At 61.4% G+C, this 19,884-nt stretch carries 13 protein-coding genes; 6 read left to right on the top strand and 7 right to left on the bottom strand.

The window, feature by feature from the left end:
* Positions 1–158 precede the first annotated feature (158 nt).
* From ABID12_RS14240 to ABID12_RS14255, 4 genes are read left to right on the top strand one after another with little or no spacing between them, the layout of a single operon-like run.
* The gene (locus ABID12_RS14240) at positions 159–944 is read left to right on the top strand and encodes a DeoR/GlpR family DNA-binding transcription regulator (protein ID WP_354434782.1); all 786 of its coding nucleotides are present in this window, start codon (positions 159–161) and stop codon (positions 942–944) included.
* Entirely contained in the window at positions 941–2,470 is a 1,530-nt protein-coding gene (locus ABID12_RS14245; protein WP_354434783.1) for a sugar ABC transporter ATP-binding protein, read from the top strand. The genes ABID12_RS14240 and ABID12_RS14245 overlap by 4 nt, the downstream gene beginning before the upstream one ends.
* A gap of 30 nt (positions 2,471–2,500) precedes the next feature.
* A complete protein-coding gene (locus tag ABID12_RS14250) occupies positions 2,501–3,487 on the top strand; it encodes an ABC transporter permease subunit (protein ID WP_354434784.1) in 987 nt (328 codons plus the stop codon).
* A gap of 48 nt (positions 3,488–3,535) precedes the next feature.
* Complete coding sequence (locus ABID12_RS14255) at positions 3,536–4,492, top strand: ABC transporter substrate-binding protein (RefSeq protein WP_435528238.1); 957 nt, start codon at positions 3,536–3,538, stop codon at positions 4,490–4,492.
* A 205-nt stretch (positions 4,493–4,697) separates the two neighbouring features.
* Here the strand turns inward: ABID12_RS14255 and ABID12_RS14260 are convergent, their stop codons facing one another.
* From ABID12_RS14260 to ABID12_RS14290, 7 genes are all read right to left on the bottom strand, one after another.
* Positions 4,698–5,201, bottom strand: a complete 504-nt coding sequence (locus ABID12_RS14260) for an acetone carboxylase subunit gamma (protein ID WP_354434785.1) — start codon at positions 5,199–5,201, stop codon at positions 4,698–4,700.
* 61 nt (positions 5,202–5,262) lie between these two features.
* The gene (locus ABID12_RS14265) at positions 5,263–7,572 is read right to left on the bottom strand and encodes a hydantoinase B/oxoprolinase family protein (RefSeq protein ID WP_354434786.1); all 2,310 of its coding nucleotides are present in this window, start codon (positions 7,570–7,572) and stop codon (positions 5,263–5,265) included.
* 22 nt (positions 7,573–7,594) lie between these two features.
* Positions 7,595–9,739, bottom strand: a complete 2,145-nt coding sequence (locus tag ABID12_RS14270) for a hydantoinase/oxoprolinase family protein (RefSeq protein WP_354434859.1) — start codon at positions 9,737–9,739, stop codon at positions 7,595–7,597.
* A 136-nt stretch (positions 9,740–9,875) separates the two neighbouring features.
* Complete coding sequence (locus ABID12_RS14275; RefSeq protein WP_354434787.1) at positions 9,876–11,669, bottom strand: sigma-54-dependent Fis family transcriptional regulator; 1,794 nt, start codon at positions 11,667–11,669, stop codon at positions 9,876–9,878.
* 514 nt (positions 11,670–12,183) lie between these two features.
* Complete coding sequence (ptsP, locus tag ABID12_RS14280; RefSeq protein ID WP_354434788.1) at positions 12,184–14,247, bottom strand: phosphoenolpyruvate--protein phosphotransferase; 2,064 nt, start codon at positions 14,245–14,247, stop codon at positions 12,184–12,186.
* A gap of 87 nt (positions 14,248–14,334) precedes the next feature.
* Positions 14,335–14,742 carry a PTS sugar transporter subunit IIB gene (locus ABID12_RS14285; protein WP_354434789.1) on the bottom strand — a complete coding sequence of 136 codons (408 nt, stop codon included), beginning with the start codon at positions 14,740–14,742 and terminating at the stop codon, positions 14,335–14,337.
* Between the two features lie 48 nt (positions 14,743–14,790).
* Positions 14,791–15,654 carry a PRD domain-containing protein gene (locus ABID12_RS14290; RefSeq protein ID WP_354434790.1) on the bottom strand — a complete coding sequence of 288 codons (864 nt, stop codon included), beginning with the start codon at positions 15,652–15,654 and terminating at the stop codon, positions 14,791–14,793.
* 827 nt (positions 15,655–16,481) lie between these two features.
* Between ABID12_RS14290 and ABID12_RS14295 the strand changes: the two genes are divergently transcribed.
* A complete protein-coding gene (locus tag ABID12_RS14295; protein ID WP_354434791.1) occupies positions 16,482–18,437 on the top strand; it encodes a beta-glucoside-specific PTS transporter subunit IIABC in 1,956 nt (651 codons plus the stop codon).
* A gap of 12 nt (positions 18,438–18,449) precedes the next feature.
* A complete protein-coding gene (locus tag ABID12_RS14300; RefSeq protein ID WP_354434792.1) occupies positions 18,450–19,865 on the top strand; it encodes a glycoside hydrolase family 1 protein in 1,416 nt (471 codons plus the stop codon).
* Positions 19,866–19,884 lie beyond the last annotated feature (19 nt).

The raw sequence follows: 19,884 nt of genomic DNA on the forward strand, positions 1-19,884 counted from the left end.
GACCCGGAGAGAGGGGCAGCGCGGAAAATATCGTTCAGCGTGTTCATTTTTAATCATTTGATGATTGCGAAAACGCAATTTTTGAACATTCGGGACGTTTTTCTTGCAGGTTTGATCGCAGGGTGTCATCATCGTCACCATCTGCTTGGGAGGGCAGAGTGGCGGAGTCAATCAGACACAAACAGATACTGCACCTGCTTGAAGATCGTTCATTTCTGTCCGTTTCCGAACTGACAGACAGGATCGGTGTTTCCGCAGCGACAATCCGGCGGGATATCGACAAGCTCGAAAAAGCAGGGCTCGGTCAGCGTGTCCATGGTGGCATCGCGGCCGAACGCAGCCGCCATGCCCGCCGTGCCGTGCCGCTTCCTTTCATGGAAAACCGTGACATCGCCGTTGATGCCAAACGCGCCATCGCCTCCGTCGCCGCGACGTTTGTGCGCGACGGCACGTCGATCATCGTGCATGGCGGTTCGACCTGCTTTCATTTCGGCATGGCGATCGCCCGGCGGAATGTGCGGGTGTTTACCCATTCCATGCCGCTTGCCGCCTATCTTGCGGAAAATGGCGAGTGTCAGCTGACCATCGGCGGCGGCGATCTCCATCGCGAGCCGGGCATTGTTTACGATCGTTTCTCCGGCGCCCATGCGTTCTTTGCCTCGCAGTTTTTCGTCGGCGCGCTCGGTGTCGACCGGCAGGGGTTGCTGGAAACCAATCCGCTGCTGGTCAGACTGACCCGCGAAATGGTCGGTTTTGCCAATGAGGTCGTCGTTCTGGTCGACAGCCGCAAATTTGCAGAGCGTCCCACCACGCTGACCCTGCCGTTTTCCCGGATCCGCCGGCTTGTGACCGATGATGGCCTGACCGATGCGGATGCCGCGATGCTGGAAGAAGAAGGCGTCGATTACTTGGTCGCCGAAGCGAAGGGAGATCATGCAGTATGACCGATGCGGGAAAACCGGTTCTGGATATGCAGAACATTTCGAAGACGTTCGGCCCGGTAAAAGCGCTGACCGATGTTTCCCTGACGGCTTACGGTGGCGAGGTGCATGCCCTGATGGGGGAAAACGGCGCGGGCAAGTCGACGCTGACGAAAATTCTCTCCGGCGCCTATGTGCCGGATCGCGGCGGCACTATTCTTGTCGGCGGCGAACCGCTTCCGCATGGCAGGCCGAAAGCGGCCAAAGCCATGGGTGTGGCGGTCATCTATCAGGAGCTGTCGCTGGCGCCCAATCTTTCGGTGGCGGAGAACATCTTTCTCGGCAATGAGCGTTCCAGCAGGGGCATTGTCAACCGTTCGCAGATGCGGAGCCAGACACAGCCCATTCTGGATCGGTTGGGGGTCGATTTTTCACCATCGACGATTGTCGGCACCCTGTCCCTGGGCGAGCGCCAGCTGGTCGAGATTGCCCGTGCGCTTTCTGCCAATGCCCGTATCATCGTCATGGACGAGCCGACGACCTCGCTGACAAGCCGGGAAACCGAGCGCCTGTTCGAGGTCATCGCCGCCCTGAAGGCAGACAATATCGCCGTTATCTATATCAGCCATCGCATGGAGGAGGTTTACCGTATTTCCGACCGTTGTTCGGTTCTGCGCGACGGCAAATATATCGGGACCCTCGCACGCGAGGAACTGAGTGCCGAACGGTTGATTTCGATGATGGTCGGCCGGGAACTGTCGAGTTTTTATACCAAGGAGCACAGAAGCGATCTCGAAGACGCCGAAGTGGTTCTCGACGTCACCGATGTCAGCGATGGACGCAAGGTCAAGAACTGCTCTTTTTCCGTGCGCAGGGGCGAGGTGCTGGGCATTTCCGGTCTGGTCGGCTCCGGCCGTACGGAACTTGCCCGTCTGATCTATGGCGCCGACAGGGCGGTGTCGGGCAAGGTCGTTTTGAACGGGCGCGATGTGACGCCCAAAAGTCCGAGCGCCGCACTTGCGGAGGGGATCGTCTACCTGACCGAAGACCGCAAGCAACTCGGCCTGTTTCTCGACATGACCATCGCCGACAACATCAACATGTGCGTGATGGCGCATGATTCCGGTTTTGCCGGCATTCGTAATTTCAAGACCGCCCGGTCACGCGCTGATACCGAAATCGACACGCTTTCAATCCGCGCCCAGTCGCCCTTCGTCGATGTCGGCTCTCTTTCGGGCGGCAATCAGCAAAAGGTGCTGCTCGGCAGGCTTCTGGAGGTCAAGCCGAAGGTCATCATTCTCGACGAACCGACGCGCGGGGTCGATGTCGGCGCCAAGTCCGAAATCTATCGGCTGATCGATATGCTTGCCCGCCAGGGACTGGCCGTCGTCATGATCTCGAGCGAGCTGCAGGAAATCATCAATGTTGCCGATCGCGCTCTTGTGATGCGCGAAGGGGAAATTGCCGGCGAAGTGACATCCCGGCCCGGAAAACCCATTGAGCAGGAAGCCATCATGCGTTTGTCCACCGGCGCGAAAACCGCCGCCTGAACAATCGCCGGAAATCAGGAGGAAGCAGGAATGAATGAGACCGCAAAGGACGTTGCCGCGCGCAAATCGTCCTTTCAGTTCGGCAATCTGATCAAGACGCTGGGCATGCTGCCGGTGTTGATATTGCTGGCCATCGGGTTCCAGCTCCTCACCGGCAAGTTTCTGGCTGTCAACAATCTCTCGATCGTGATGCAGCAGGCGTCGATCAATATCGTGCTGGCCGCCGGGATGACCTTCGTTATCCTCACCGGCGGTATCGATCTTTCGGTTGGTTCCATTCTGGCGGCATCGGCCATGGCGGCGATCATTTTCTCGCTGTCGCCGCAACTGGGGTGGATCGGCATCCCGGCGGGGCTTGGCATCGGGCTGCTTTTCGGGCTTGCCAACGGCGCCTTTATCGCAGGCCTGCAACTGCCGCCCTTCATCGTGACGCTCGGATCGCTGACGGCGGTGCGTGGCGTGGCGCGTCTGATGGGGGCGGATACCACTGTTTTCAATGCCGAACTGCCCTTTGCCTGGATCGGCAACGGCGCGCTGTTCGGTGTGCCGATCCTGGCAATCATCGCCTTTGCCGTCATCGTCATTTCCTGGTTCATCCTGCGGCGCACCGTGCTCGGTACCTGGATTTATGCCGTCGGCGGCAATCAGGAAGCAGCGCGCCTGACCGGCATCAAGGTACCGGTGGTGCTGCTGTTCGTTTACGGCGTTTCGGGTCTGATGGCCGGGCTTGGCGGGGTCATGTCGGCCGCGCGGCTTTATGCGGCCAACGGTCTTCAGCTCGGTCAGTCCTACGAGCTTGATGCCATTGCCGCCGTTATTCTTGGCGGCACCAGTTTTGTCGGCGGGGTCGGCTCGATCTGGGGGACGCTGATCGGTGCGCTTATCATCGCCATTCTCTCGAACGGCCTTATTCTGACCGGTACGTCGGATATCTGGCAGTTCATCATCAAGGGCCTCGTCATCATCGCGGCCGTCACCCTTGACCGCTTCCGCGGCAAGAGCGGCGCGGCGACCTGACCGGGGCCTCAATCTCGACTGAAACAACGCAAAGCGGAGGAGCTAATCATGCGTATGACAAAGAAAGTCCTTATGGGAGCCGTCGCGGCTCTGGCCATGACGGCGGCCAGTATTCCTGCCCAGGCCCAGGACAAAAAGCTTGAGAGTATCGGCATTACCGTCGGGCTTCTCGGCAATCCCTTCTTCGTCGCAACGGTCAAGGGCATTGAAGACCAGGCGCACAAGATCAATCCGGATGTCGAGATCACCACCGTCTCGGCCGATTATGATCTCAACAAGCAGGTCAGCCAGATCGACAATTTCATCGCCAAGGGCGTGGACATCATCATGCTGAACGCTGTTGACGACAAGGCGATTGCGCCCGCCGTCACACGTGCCAAGAATGCCGGCATCACCATTGCCGCCTTCGACGTGTCCGCGCCGGGCGCCGATGTGACGGTGATGACCGACAACATCGCCGCCGGTAAAAAGGCCTGCCAGTATATCGTCGATGCGCTGGGCGGGGAGGGCAATGTGGCCATCATCAAGGGGCCGTCTTCGTCATCCCTGAATGACCGCTACAATGGTTGCCTCGAAGTCTTCGAGGCCAATCCGGGTATCACAGTTCTGTCGAAGGATCAGAACGGTCTCGGCGCCCGCGAAGGCGGCATGAATGTCATGCAGGGACTGCTCACCCGCTATTCCGATCTCGATGCGGTGTTCGGTGCCAACGATCCGATGGCGCTGGGCGCACAGCTCGCCGCCAGGCAGCTTGGGCGTGACAACATCATCATTACCGGGGTCGATGGCGCACCGGATACGGAAAAATCGCTGAAATCCGGCAATTCCCTGATCAAGGCATCTGCGTCTCAGGACCCCTATGTCATGGCCGGGCAGGCGCTTGATCTCGGCTACAAGTTCATGCAGGGCGAGGAAGAGGAAGGCACGACGGTTCTCATCGAACCGAAGCTGATTACGGCCGACAATGTCGATGAATATCAGGGCTGGACGGCTGCACGCGACTAGAACAGCCTGAACTGGGAAAGCAAAAGACGCCGTCATACCGATACCCGGCCAGGACCGGGACGGATATGACTGCTTTTCCCGATGCGACCGGGCCTTGACCTGTCCGGATTTCGGACAGATGAGACTGGCAAAGCACTGATTATGACAGACAAGGACGCCGCACGGGTTCATGCGTGCGGCGTCTTCATTTCGGGCCGGTTTCCGGTCAGGCGGCGCGCTCGGGGATTTCGAGGCCCAGCCATTCGGTATAGAAGGCGTCGATGTCCGGTTCGAAGTCGTGGATCACCGGATACCATGGCGTCGGCGCTTCGACGTCGAGCAGGTCGCCCGAGATCGGGCAGTAATATTCCCGGATGACCTGCCAGTCGGAGGAGGGCGCCATCAGTTTGGGATAGATTTCCTCCATATCGGCTGCCGTTTCACGCACCCGCATCACGGCATGAAGCTTCCAGTTTTCGCGCCAGTCGCAGAACTCGTGACCGGCATGGGATTTGACCACCCATTTCTTGTCCGAGGGGCGCTGGACGATATAGAGCTTCGGCCCCAGTGGCAGGATGATCCTGTCATCCCATGGCACCTGTTCCTGCAGGATTTCGATATATTTGACGAAGCGGTCCCCGTCCTTGGGCGTCGACAACATCGTCTGGAGCGTATCGCGGTCGATCTTGCCGTCGACCAGGTCTTTGATCTTCGCTTTGGTGTAAGCCATTGTCTTTCTCCTAAATAAAAAGGGGTGCCGCGAAGACAGGCGGGGGCGGCACCCTGCGGGATCATTCCTCGACGAACTGGACGGTTTTCACATCCGGCAGATCGGAAAGATCCATCGAATATTCGCGGCCATAGGAGGGGATCGGCAGATCCGCTTCCTTGAGCTGCCAGGTGTCGGGCAGATCCCAGAACTTGCGGAAGCCCTGTTCCCATTTCGGGCCGAGCTTGAAGCTGGCGGCAAACATCTGCTGCACATGGGTGCCCGCATCCTTGGCCAGAATGCGTTCCCGCTCGCCTGCCATCCAGTCGCGGGTCGGCTTCGCCTTTGCCAGCCGATCCTTGCGGATCTTCGCACGCAGGCTTTCCGTTCCGGCCGCATCGGCGGCAAACAGGCCGTCGGCGCCCTTTGTCAGCACCACGCCATAGACGGTCTCGGCGAAGCGTTCGAGCAGATACCCGCCGTTGACGTCCTTGGCCACGGCCGCAGCGTCACGGTCGAGCGGATCGCCGAAGCCCGGCCCGCCACGCATATAGTTGAGGTAGAGATCGTAATCCTTGAACATCTCCTCGGTGGTGATCGCCTGCTTGTCGCGCTTGATGCCGTCGGGATTGACGAGCGCGTCAAAGGTCGGGTGTTCCGGGTCGGTATCGCCGCCGAAGGGGATCGGGTCGCCATTGGCGATCTTTTCCTTCAGCCCGGTGTCGTGGGCTGCGAAGCGATAGCCGGATGCCGCCGGATAACCGCCCATCAGCCCCCAGTCGGAACTGATATGGCCGTTGCCCATGAAGAACATCGTCCAGTCCTTGGCGTTCCAGACCATGCGCAGCGATTCAAAGCCGCAGCCGCCGCGATACTTGCCCGCGCCGCCCGAACTGGCCTTGACCTGGCGACCGAGATAGACCAGCGGTTCGGCCAGTTCCCAGATTTCCATGTCGCCCATATCGCCTTCCGGGTTCCAGATGGCGGCGGCATGGCTGATGCCGTCGGCAACCGCCGATGCGCCAACGCCGTTGGCCGCGCATTCGAACGAGTTCACCGCATGAATTTCGTCATACTGGTTGAACCCGCCGCCCTGCAGCCAGTTCGAGGTGTTGGCGTTGCCGGCATTGACCTCTTCGAGATAGCCACGGCCGAAATAGCTGCGCGACAGGCCGCGCCACAGCGCCGTCCATGAACTGACGAGGAAATGCCAGCTATAGGCGAAGGCCACGCGCCGGTCGTCCGGGTTCATCCATGTGCCCTTCGGCAGGCGGAACTCGGTTCCGTAGGCCGCACCGTCATTGATCATCTCGGTCGGGATCAGCGTTTGCGTCATCATCACCCAGATGCCGGAGGTAAACGACACCGAATGAGCGTTATACGTATGCCAGCCCCATCGGCTCGAGCCCTCGAAATCGAGTCGCCATGTGCCGTCGGGCCGGATCGTCATTTCCGATGGCGTATGCATGATCGTGTCGACCTTGGCGAAGTCCGACGGCACCCGCACATCCTCATGCGCATAGGGCACGTCGACAAAGCCGACCTGGCGATAGACGCCGGGAATGGTCATCGCCTTGATGCGGTTTTGCAGGCCGACCCGGCCATGTTCGACCGCCTCATAGGCGAATTTCCAGTAGGACTCGATGCCTTCCTCGGCGATCACTTCCTCGACCAGCTTGCGGATCATGTGGCAACCGGCAACGCGGGTGCGTTCATCCAGCATCCAGTAGCGCGTGGTGCGCACCGCGCGCTGGCTTTCATGCAGCCAGTCGCGTTTCAGCTCGTCGTTTTCGCCGATCTTGCGGCAGGTGACGGAATAGCCGTCGCCGAAGCGCTGCACCTGTCCGGTGGTCATCGAACCCGGGCCGACAGCGCCGGTATCGATGACGTGGGTGACGCCGCCGACCCATCCGATCAGCTCGCCCTCATGGAAAATCGGGACGATGGTATGGATATCGCAGGGGTGCACGTTTCCGATCAGGGAATCGTTGTTGCAGAAGATATCCTTGTCGTTGATGCCGGGATTACCCTCCCAGTCATTCTCGATCATGTATTTGATCGCCGCACCCATGGTGCCGACATGGATGATGATCCCCGTCGAGGTCAGAATGCTGTCGCCGGCGGCATTGTAGAGGGTGAAGCACAGTTCGCCCTCCTGTTCCACGATCGGCGAGGCGGCGATCTTCTTGGCGGTTTCGCGGGCATCGACAACACCGGCGCGCAGGCGCGAGAACAGCTTGTTGTAGAGGATCGGGCTTTCCTTGTGCAGTTCCCTTTCCTTCAGTCCGGCATAATGGCCGCTGGCCTTGGTCTTGGCCATGATTTCGTCGCGGTGCTGTTTCAGCGTCTGTCCGCCGCGAACGATGCCTTTGATTTTGCTTTGCATATTCATTGTAAATCTCCTCCCTTGGCTGTCACACTTCTTTCAGGTGAAACAACCGATGGCCGTCGAGCCAGGTTTCGAAACCGTCCGGAACGACAAAGGTCGTGGCGTCGGATTCGATGATGGCGGGACCGGTGACATGATTGCCGGGCGTCAGGCGCTCCATCTGATAGAGCTGTGCATCGACCCATTTGCCCTTGCGGTAGAATTTGCGGGTGCCCAGCATGGCCTCCTTCGCAGGCGTCGGGCTGCCTTCTTCTTCCTTGGGGATGTTGGGTTTGGGGATCGGAACCGTGCCGCGCATGATTGCCCCGGTGATGGAGTAACCCAGTTCCGGCGAGCGGGCCGAAGCCGCATAGACCCGGCCATAGGTGTCGTTGAAGACGTCGACAAGCTTGTCCCAGTCGGCCGCGGTCGTGGCCGTATTGATCGGGCTTTCGATCTCCAGATCGTTGAGCTGGCCGCGATACTGCATCCTGAAACCGGGCTGCAACTGCACCTGATCACGCGAATAGCCGTTCAGTTCGAACTCCTCGAGCACGCGTTCGGCCAGCTCGTGCCAGGCATCGTTAAGCGTTCTGGCTTCGATTGCCTTGGCCTCGTCGTGGGCATTCTCGGCAATGTTGACGTCGAGCGACTTGTCGTAGCGGTATTCGAAATCCGCCGCGGCGCAGCCGAAGGCCGAAAAGCCCGCTGCCCAGGCCGGAACGATTACATCCTCGAAGCCCAGCCCCTCGGTATAACCATAGGTGTGGACCGGGCCCGCACCGCCATAGCTGAAGCAGGTGAAGGAGGACGGCGAATAACCCTTGCCCGAAATCATCGAGCGCAGGTAGTCGCGAAGATCGCTGTCCAGAAGTTCGATGACGCCGGCTGCCGCTTCTTCGACGCTCAGGCCGAGCGGATCGGCGATCTGCTCTTTCATTGCGTCATAGGCGCGCTGCCGGTCGAGCTTGACCTGACCGCCAAGGAAATTATCGGGGTTCAGATAGCCGAGAATGACGTGGCAGTCGGAAATCGTCACCGTGTCGATGCCCGACTCCGCCCAGCAGACGCCGACGCGGTAACCCGCCGAATCCGGCCCCAGCTTGATCGCCTTGGTATAGGGGTCGAGCCGGATGAAGGAGCCGGCGCCGGCGCCGACGGAATCCAGCCCGACCAGCGGCAGCGACAGCACAAGGCGGGCCATGTCCGGGTCGTTCTGGATGGTCAGTTCGCCCTGCGTGATCAGCGCAACGTCGAAGGAGGTTCCGCCGATATCGGAGCAGGCGATGTTCTTGTAACCCAGAACCTCGCCGAGATATTTCGCGCCGATCACGCCGCCGATGGGACCGGAGACGATGGTGCGCGCCAGTTCCTTGGCCTTCCACGAAATCGTGCCGCCATGGGTGGCCATCACCCGGAAATCGAATCTCGAGCCGTTATCCTTGAATTCCGTCGAAATCCTGCGGAGCGTCTGGCGCGACGGTTCGGCGGCGAAGGCTTCCAGGATCGTGGTATTGGTGCGGTGGGTTTCCTTGCGCACCGGATAATAATCGGTCGAGGCGAAAACCGGGATGGTCTTGCCCGCCTTTTCGACCTCCTCGGCCACGATGTCGCGGACCCGGCGTTCATGTCCGGGGTTCCTGTAGCTGTGCAGCAGCGAAATCACGATGCCTTCGACATCCTGCGCGATGAGTTCCTTCGCCGCCTGTCGCGCGGTTTCCTCACGCAGCGGAATAACCACATCGCCGAACATATCGACGCGCTCCATCACGCCGCGCGTCAGCTGACGCGGCACCAGCGGTTCGTCGTAATAATGGGTGTTGAGATGGATGCGGTCTTCATAGGCCATGCCCAGATAGGCCTGGCAGCCGCGGCCCATGCGGTGAAAATCCTCCATGCCCGCATTGACGATCAGGCCGGTCTTCAGGCCCTTGCGCTGGACCACGCGGTTCAGCATCGCCGTGCCGGAATAGACGCCGGTCTGGATCGAGCCGAGCGCATCCTCAAGCGACAGGCCCCAGTGCTCCAGTCCTTCACGGCTGGATTCGAGCAGGCCGCGCGCTTCGTTATCGGGCGTCGACTGCGCCTTGCCGACAACGAAATCCCCGTCTGCATCGACGAAGAATGTGTCGGTCATCGTTCCGCCCGCATCGATGCCAAGCACCTGCACGGAACGGCTGTTTTTCTCCATTATCGTCACGAAAAACTCCTCCCATTGTTCCGGCCATCCCGAGACGGGAAGGCCACAAACAGGAGGATGTATCTTTTGCCAAAACAGAAAGTGTCCGGTTTTCAGCCATCCGGACAGACAGGTTTCGGACGCCCGGTCAGGTCTTTCGCCGGGTCTCTATCCCGTAGCTGTCAAGCTTGAGGTAAAGCGTGGAGCGGGCAATGCCGAGGCGTTTCGCCACCCGCGAAAGATTGCCGTCTTCGGCCTCGAGGGCATCGAGAATGCCGGCTCGCTCGACGTCGCGCAGGGTGTCGCTTCCGTTGCGCCGCGCCGGCTGCCGGAATTCGCGCGGCAATATGCGCTCGTCGATCAGGCCGGTGGGCGACAAGGCATCGAGGGCGGCGACAAGATTGCGCATTTCAAGCAGGTTGCCCGGCCAGGCATAGTTTTTCAAAACGCCCACCGCGCCTGGCGAAAACCGTAATTCCCGCCGGCCTGTTTCGGCGGCATGGCTCTGGACGAGCTGACGCAGGAGCGGCGCGATTTCCCCGGCGCGCTCCCGCAACGGCGTGATCTCAAGCCGCGCGCCCGCGATCCGGTAATAGAGATCGCCGCGGAAATTGTTCCCGCGCATCTCCTCATAAAGAGAGCGTGCCGAAAGCGCGATGATCCGGCCGCCCTGTTCCATGAACTGTTCGACCAGAGTGAGCAGCAGTTTCTGTATGGATGCCGGAACGGCGCCGGGACTGTTGAGACATAGCGTGCCTTTCCCGATGCATTGGTGATCCGAAGCGAAGCAATTGCGCAGGGTTTCCTCGGTCAGTTGCGCGCAGTCGAGCATTTCGAACGGTTCGTCAGACTGTTTGCTGGCGTTATGAATGGCTCTCGCCAGAAAGGACTTTCCGGTCCCGGTTTCGCCTTCGATCAGGATCGAAATTCCGGTTTCTGCAAGCCGCCGGGCCTGAGCGCAAAGCGCGGCCGAGGCTTCTCCCGCACTGGCGATCTGCTCCAGCTCCGTTGCGGTCGATCTGTCCGTCTGGGCGCGCAGCCGCGACCGTCTGAGGGCGATCAGGATGCCGATCGGCTCATCCCGGTCGCTGATCACCTCGAAATCGGTGCTCTTCAGGCAATCGGCCAGAACCTCGCCGATCTGCTCGGCCGGCTGGTCGATCAGTGCCGGAAGCCGTCTTCGCAATTGTTCGAGATCGATGTCGTCATCGTAAAACCGTGCAAAATTCTCGGTCGAAAAAACATTGGCGCCGCTGCGATCCATGATCAGCATCGGCCCGCTGCCGCGGCGCAAACGCCGGATGTGGGACTGTTCCAGAAGGATTTCCCGTTCATGGCCGAGCATGTGGGTCAGCTCGGTCTCCATCTGCAGTGCCAGGGCGGATGAAAGCGCGACGGCATTGGGCTGCTGAATGCCGCCGGGCCAGGAAATATCGACCACGCCGAGGATACGGCCGGTGCCCGGATCGGTAATCGGCGTTGCGGCACAGTTCCAGCGCTGGATGGCCTCGCAGAAATGCTCCGCATCCTGAATGAGCGTGGGTGCTCCCAGATGCAGCGCCGTGCCGATGGCATTGGTGCCGATCGCTTCCTCGATCCAGTGGCCGCCGGTATGCAGATGATTTTCCTCGGCCTGAGACAGCGTATGAGGATCGCCGACGGTGTCGATAACCACGCCGGCATCATCGCTGAGCAGCAGGATGTCGCGTGTTCCGATCAGCAGATTGCCGGCCCGGTTCAGCGCGCTGCGCGCGGCGCGGCCGAGCCGGCGCGCCTGGACCCGGCGGCCTTCCAGCTCATCATCGTTGACGACGGGCGCGCGCGTGCGTCCGGCAACCGAATGCTTGGCCGAACGTTGCCAGCTGGCCAGGATGTCATGGTTCAGGCCGGTGGGCACACGCCCCACGGCCATGAAGTCTTCCCATTCTTTTTTTCTTACCATGCGCTCCATCTTCTCCTCCCGAAAAGACAGGTCGCCAGAGATCTTCACCGGCGGGGGTCGCGTGCTCCGATCTTGGCTCCTCCACAAGACAACGAGAACGGATTGCGCGAATGTATCAATTGGCAGACTACTTTATTGTCCGATTTTCGGACAGTTTTTTGTCTTTTTTCAATTTTTGATCCGGCGCGACCAGCGAACCCCGACATCTGATGGCGGGCTTTTCTTGAAACCCGCCGTCAGTTTGCTGACAAAGCTACCCCTCACTCCGGGGCATCCTCGGGCTTGACCCGAGGATCCAGGGCTACACGATGTATTCTTGCTTGAAACCCTTTCTTATCAAAGGGTTGAGCGGAATGGATGCTCGGATCACGTCCGAGCATGACACCTGTGGGGACGGCTGGCGGAGGCAACAATCCACACGTCTTCGGGTTTGTCAGCAGCCAAAAACGGCGGGCCTCCTTCAAAATCCGCCGTTTCAGATTGATCCGGATACCGTTTGTCAGGCGGACTGGCGTTACGCGGTGGCGGAGCCTTTATCCAGCGTGCGGACCTGCGCGGCGCTGTCGGCTTTCAGGGCCTTTTCGGCCAGTGCCCGGCATTGCTCCAGCGTCAGCGTTTCCAGCAAGCCCTTGATTTCGGGGATCATGGCCGGGGCGACGGAAAGTTCGGTGACGCCGAGGCCGACCAGGATTGGTGCGGCGACCGGGTCGGAGGCCGCGCCGCCGCAAACGGCGACCGTGCGCCGGTCGGAGGCCGCGCCTTCCGCCGTCATCCGGATCAGCCCGAGAACGCCGGGATGCAGGGCATCGACATCCTTGGCGACGGCCGGATTGCCGCGGTCCATGGCCAGCGTGTACTGGGTCAGGTCATTGGTGCCGATCGAGAAGAAATCGCAGACCCGCGCCAACTGCGCCGCGGTGACGGCGGCGGCCGGGGTTTCGATCATCGCGCCGACCTCGATCGGGGCTTCGCGCCCGAGCTTGCGGCTTTCCTCTTCGACCAGCGCGCGCACTGCCTCGACTTCTGAAACCGAAGCGACCATCGGCACCATGATCCGGGCCACGCCATAGGGTTTCACGCGCAGGATCGCGCGGATCTGGGCATGGAGAAGTTCCGGTTTGGCAAGTCCCACGCGGATGCCGCGAAGACCCAGAAACGGATTATCCTCAGCCGGCAGCGGCAGATAGGGCATGGGCTTGTCGCCGCCGGCGTCAAACAGACGGATGATCAGCGGCTTGCCACCGAGTTCATCGGCGATGGTCTGATATTCGGCAAGCTGTTCCTCCTCGCTGGGTGCGGTCGCGCGGTCGAGAAACAGGAATTCGGTGCGCAGAAGGCCGCAGCCTTCGGCCCCTTCCGAAACGGCCAGCGTGCCTTCGCCGGAATGGCCGAGATTGGCGAAAACCTCGATCCGGGCGCCATCGGCGAGATAGCAGTCGCGCTTTGCCGCCGCGCGCAGGGTTTCGCGTTTTTCGGCCTGTGCGGCAACCTTGCTTAGGGCTTCGGCAAAGGCCGCATCGTCGGGGTAAACCGTCAGGCTTCCGGCCTTGGCGTCGATGATCACCGGCGCGCCGTCGGGAATGCGGTCGGCATCGCTGCCGATTGCGACGATGGTGGGAATGCCGAGACCGGCAGCCAGGATCGCGGCATGGGAGGTCGGGCCGCCGTCGCGCATCAGGATGGCCGCGATGTGCCCGGCGGAAAGGCCGAGCATTTCGGAGGGGAGGATTTCATCGGCAAGGACGATACTGCCGGCCGGCAGGGCCGCAAGGCCGGGGGTTGCACCCTTGCCTGACAGTTCGGCGATCACCTGTCCGGCGATATCGCGCATGTCGGCGGCCCGTTCGGCCATGCGCGCATCGGCCATGGTGGCCAGCGCTTCCGCCTGTTCCCGGCAGGCCTCGTTCCATGCCCATTCGGCGCTGCGTCCGGCGGCAATGCCGGCTTCCGCTGCCTCGATCAACGCCGGGTCGTCAACGATATCGCGGTGCGCGGCGGCAACCGGGTTGAGCGGCGAGCCATCGGCAGAATTGGTCAGCCGGGCGATTACGGCAGCGCGTGCGGATGCCAGCCGTGCGCGTTCGGTCTCCGCGCCATCGCCATCCTTCTTCAGGTCTGCGGTTGCCGAGACGCGGCGCGTCACAGGGCCGGCGGCAAAGCCGCCAACGGCGGAACGGCCGGTCACAACCGCATCGGCGCCGGGCGCAAAGGCAGGCAGGGCGTCGCCCTGCGGCTTGCTTTCAGCCGGCTTGTCTTCCTTCTTTTCCGGCAGTTCCGCTTCCGGCGCGGGGGCATCGGCAATCGGATCGCCAAGGCCGGAGAGCACCAGATCCATCAGGGTGTCGCCGGTGGCCTCCGCGCCATCGCCTTCGATGTGGATCGCCAGATTGTCGCCGAAATGCGTTCCCAGACCCATCAGCGCCACCACGCTCTTGGCGTTGACCGTCTTGCCGTTGCAGGAGATGGTGACCGCGCCCTTGTGGGCCTTGGCCGCATTGGCCAGCATTGCGGCGGGGCGCGCGTGCAATCCGTGTGCGATCTTCAGGGGTACGAGAAGTTCCGTAGCGTTGTTGTCCATCTTTATGTCGTCCATTGCTGCATTCAGGGGGCGATCTGCACAATCGCCAGTTCGAAATCACGCGGTTTCGGCCGCTGTCTTGCCGGCTTATTCACGATCCGCCTCAGCGCCCGGTTTCAGGAAACCGCGAATGAGGGAGAGCGTGCGTTTTTTGAAACCGGGCTGACCGGTTGCGGCGGCGTCGCGCGCCGGCGGCGGGTTTTGGGGCGCCGGGTCTTCAGGCGCAGGGGCGGGCTCTTGCATGCCGGAGAGTGCGGCCAGCACCGCATCATGAACGTCCGGAACCTGAGGCCCGATCACCAGCTGAAACTGGCCGGCACTTTCAACGACCGACAGGACCGGATCGACGTCCAGAAGGGCCGGACGGTCGGCCTTGCTGTCATCCTTCAGATTAAACCTGAGACGGGTGGCGCAGTGCGTGACGGATTCGACATTGGCCGGACCGCCGATGAGGGCCACGATCTTCTGTGATGATTTGCCGATGGTGTCGTTCATGGTTCCGTCCTTTTCCGCGCGCCTGTGGCCGGCTGCGCGTGGCTTTCCTTACTCTTTCGGAATGTCGGGATTGCTGAAGGCGCGCCGTGTCATGCGCTGGATATGCAGGGCGATGTAAACCGTCTCGTCTTCGCTGATGGTCCAGTCCATCTTTTCCGTGAGATAATGTCCGATCCGCTCGGCGCATTCATAAACGCGCGGATCTTCCGCCTTGAATGTCTGGGCCAGCTGGGCAATCAGCGGCGTATAGGTTTCGCCGCTCAGATGGCTGAGAAACAGGTGGCGCAGATGGGTGGCAAAGCGCGCGCTGCCAAGCGAATCGTCGGCGCTGATCTTGATGCCGAATTCGTCCTCGATCATTGCGAGGATATCCCGGATCAGCCGCGCGGTGCGCACTGCGGAACTCAGCTGCCGCGCACCGACCTGCGCATTGACGAAATGCAGCGCCAGCGGCACCACTTCGATATCGGGCAGGCGGACGCCGGTCTGTCTTTCGATCTCGTCGAGCGCCATCATCCCCAGCCGGGCCTCGCGCACATAGAGAAGATGCACTTCCCATTCCAGCGGATTTTCGAACGACTGATGGGAAAGCTGGCGCTTGATCGCCATCGAGATGTGGTCGGCCAGCGCGACGACGACATGCCGGTCGAGCTTCAGCCCGACCTTTTCGCCCATGCCCAGGATCGTCTCGGCAATGGCGATGTGGCCGGGCGGGATTTCGGCTATGAGCTGGGCGAAGTTTTCGGGCGTATAGGACGGCTCCGGCACAAAGCGGCGCTGGACGACCGTCGGGTCGAGCTGATCGCCCGGACGCACCTGAAACGCCAGGCCGCGTCCCTGCACGACGACCTCGCGACCGGTTTCGTCACGCACCAGCGCAACATTGTTGTTGAATATCTTCAGCACGAGCATCGGCGTCTCCCTCCCGCTCCCGCGCCGGTGTTCCTCCGCCGGCGCCTTGTTCGTCGACCCGAAACGGGCATCGCGCTGCCATCTGCCGGTCGGCGCGGAGCGGAGCCTTTCAGGACGATCTTGCATGTTCTCTCCCGGTTCAACACGCTCATCAGGGCAAAAAAAAACCTGAGACGGCCACAGCAAGCCGAACCCAGGTTTTGCCCGCCCGAAGCGGTTACAATCCATGACCTTCAAATAGGCTCTTATTTTTGTGTTTGCAAGACGTACCTCGCCGCGGAAGGTCGCAGGAAACCGTCGTCCGGTTACCGCCGCGGCACTGCCGGAGCCGGTGCCCGGGGCGTTCCCAAACGGTCTGGCGTCTGCCGTTTTCACGGGCCGTCAGCGGCGCTGCGGCTGTCTTGCAACAGGGCATCGTCCTGCAGCGGACCTTCGTCTGGATATGCGACAATCTGGCGCAGAACGCGCTGTTAGTATGCCTTTTCCGGCGTTGCCACTTCTTCGCCATATTTGGGCTTCTCCGCCCTGATTCAACGGGAGACTTGCCGCCTTTCGCCCGTTCTTCGCGTGTGCGGAAACGTGGCCTGCAACCGATAGCGCAAGCTGCACAGATCGCCGCTTTGCCCCGATTCACCGTCTTGACTTCCGTACCTCACGGCGCTTAGCGTAAAGGCCACGGTCACGGCGACCGCGATAAAACAGAATGTAATCCGTGCGTTTTTACGTCGCGGAGCAGGATCTGAGATTTGACACTGAAACCGGAAGGTCAGGTGTCGCTCAGGTCCTTTTTTTTGCCTTTTTGCGCCTCAATGGAGGAGGTTTACGCAATGACACAGAAATACGCGCCGCTGGCGCATGAGATTATCGAACTGGTCGGGGGGCCGCAGAACGTCCAGTCCGTCTACCATTGCCAGACGCGTTTGCGTTTTGCCCTGCGCGATGAAGCCGCGGTCAGGAACGCCGAACTCAATGCCCTCGACGGCGTTGCCGCGACCGCGTCTTCGGGCGGCACATTCCAGGTCGTGATCGGCACCCATGTGAAGGACGTCTTCGAAGAGGTCGACCGCGAAATGAGCGATGCGGGCGTCGAGGCGCAGGCCCCGGACATGACCGTGACGCCGAAGCACAGGAACTTTCTGAGCGTCGTGATCGACTTCGTTTCGGGCACGTTCCAGCCGATTATTCCGGCACTGTCCGGCGCCGGTATGATCATGGCCCTGCTGGCCGTGCTCGTCGTCTTCGATGTGATCACGACGGATTCGCAGACCTACCGGGTTCTGGCCTTCTTCTCCAATGCCGTCTTCTACTTCCTGCCGGTGTTCGTTGCGATTTCGGCTGCCGACAAGCTGAAGACCAGCCGCATCATGGCCGGTGTCGTCGCCGCGATGATGCTGCATCCGAACTGGAATGCCATGGTCGCTGCCGGCGAGCCGGTCAATCTCTTCGGTTTCATTCCGCTGACGCTGACGACCTATGGCTCGACGGTGATCCCGATCCTGCTGATCGTCTTCGTGCAGTCCTATGTCGAACGCTGGCTCGACCGGATCACGCCGAATGCCGCCAAGCTGGTGGTCGTGCCGATGATGACCTTCCTGATCATGGGCACGCTGGCCATGGCGCTGCTGGGCCCGATCGGTTCTTTCCTCGGTGGCTATCTGGCGATCTTCTTCTCGTTCCTGACCGAAAACGCGCCCTGGGCGCCGCCGGTCATCATCGGTTCGCTGCTGCCGATTATGGTCATGTTTGGGATTCACAACGCCATTGCCCCGCTGGGCTTCGCGCAGCTGGCAGCTTTCGGTCATGAGAGCATTTTCGGCCCCGGCGCGCTGTGCTCGAACATCGCCACCGGCGTTGCCATGCTCACCGTCATGCTGATCACCAAGGATGCCAAGACCCGCCAGCTGGCAACGGCAACCGGCTTTACCGCCCTGATGGGACCGACGGAACCGGCGCTTTACGGCGTGTCGCTGCCCAAGCGCTATCCGCTGATCGCAACGCTTATTGGCGGCGGCGTCGGCGGCCTCTATGCCGGTCTGACGGCAACCCGCCGCTTCGCCGTCGGCTCTTCGGGGCTTCCGGCCGTCGTTCTCTATATCGGCGACAACACCACCCGCTATCTGGTCAACATCCTGATCGCTCTGGCGATTACCACCGTGGTCACGGCTGTCCTGACCTATCTGCTGTCGTTCTACTTCGAAAAGCGCCAGACAGTTGCCGCAGCCGCTGCCGGCCCGGTTCCGGCCAGCCCCGCCGCTGCGCCTGCACCGGCCCCCGCAGCCAGTGTCGCCGCCACCGCCGCGCCCGCCGTTCCGGCAGCAGCGCCGGTTGCCACAGCCGCTATCGCCGCACCCTGCAACGGCACAATCGTTGCATTGAGCGACGTGCCGGACGCGGCCTTCTCATCGGGCGCCATGGGCCCCGGCGTCGGCGTCGAACCGGCTGACGGCACAATCATCGCACCGGTTTCCGGCGTCGTCGAATCGGCGGTCGATACCGGGCACGCCTTCGGCATCGTCACCGAAGACGGAACCGAGGTGCTGGTCCATGTCGGCGTCGATACGGTGCAGATGAAGGGCGAAGGCTTTGCCGGCGCCGTTCCGCAGGGCACCCGCGTTGTTGCCGGCCAGACGCTGGTCACCGCCGACCTCGCCGCCATCAAGGCCGCCGGCCATCCGGCAACCGTCGTTGTCGTGGTCACCAATGCCGCCGACGGCGCTGAAATTTCGGTTGCCGATGCCGGTCCCGTCTCGTCCGGCGCCGACATCATCACGATCAAGCATTGACGGGAGACACGCATGCAACACAGTAAAAAGACACCGTTCCCCGACGATTTTCTCTGGGGCGCCTCGACCTCGGCCTACCAGACGGAAGGCGCGTGGAACGAGGACGGCAAGGGCCCCTCGATCATCGATACCTATATGCACCGGGCCGAAGGCGTCGCCGACTACAAGGTCGCCTCGGACCACTACCACCATTATGCGGAAGACGTGGCGCTGTTTGCCGAACTCGGCCTGAAGGCCTATCGCTTCTCCATCGCCTGGAGCCGGATCATTCCGGATGGCGACGGTGCGGTGAACCCGGAAGGGGTGGCCTTCTACCACCGCCTGATCGATGCCCTGCATGAACGCGGCATCGAACCGGTCGTCACCATGTACCACTTCGACCTGCCCGCCGCCCTTGATGACAAGGGCGGCTGGTCGGACCGCAACACGGTTGAAGCCTTCGTTCGCTATGCCAGGGTTCTGTTCGATGAATTCGGCGACAAGGTCCGTTACTGGATCACCATCAACGAACAGAACATGATGATTCTGCACGGCAAGGCGATCGGCACGACCGGTCGCAGCGGCGTGGCTTCCGAGGACGTCATCTACCAGCAGAACCACAACATGTTCGTGGCGCAGGCCAAGGTGATGACGCTGTGCCACGACATCCTGCCCGAAGCGAAGATCGGCCCCGCGCCGAACATCGTTTCGGTCTATCCGGCAAGCTGCGCGCCGGAAGACGTGATCGCGGCGGACGACTGGGATGCGGTGCGCAACCTGATGTACCTGGATATCGCGGTCAAAGGCATCTACCACCCGTTGGCCTGGACCTACCTGAAGGAAAAGGGCTGGGCCCCGACCTTCGAGGATGGCGATGCGGAAGCCCTTGCCGCCGCCCACCCGGATTTCATCGCCTTCAACTATTACTCGACCCAGACGGTTGGGGCCTCACGCGGCGATGCCAGCGACCTGCAGCATCGCGGTGCGGACCAGCAGATCGTGCGCGGCGAGGTCGGGCTTTATCGCGCGGTGAAGAACGAGCACCTGCCGACCAACGCCTTCGGTTGGGAGATCGACCCCATTGGCATGCGCACCACCATGCGCCGGCTGTGGGACCGGTATCACCTGCCACTGATCATCACCGAAAACGGCCTTGGCGCGTTCGACGAGGTGGTCGACGGCAAGATCCATGACGATTATCGCATCGACTATCTGCGCCGGCATATCGAGCAGATCCAGATGGCGCTCGGCGACGGCGTGGACATTTTCGGCTATTGCCCGTGGTCGGCCATCGACCTGATCTCGACCCATCAGGGCGCGGCGAAGCGTTATGGCTTCATTTATATCAACCGCGATGAACAGGACCTGCGCGACCTTGCGCGGATCAAGAAGGACAGTTTCCACTGGTATCACGGTGTGATCGGTTCCAATGGCACCGATCTCGGCTGAGGCCGCCGCGCGGAAACGA

Origin of the sequence: Martelella mangrovi (genome assembly GCF_040545495.1) — a bacterium.
Taxonomy (GTDB): Bacteria; Pseudomonadota; Alphaproteobacteria; order Rhizobiales; family Rhizobiaceae; genus Martelella; species Martelella mangrovi.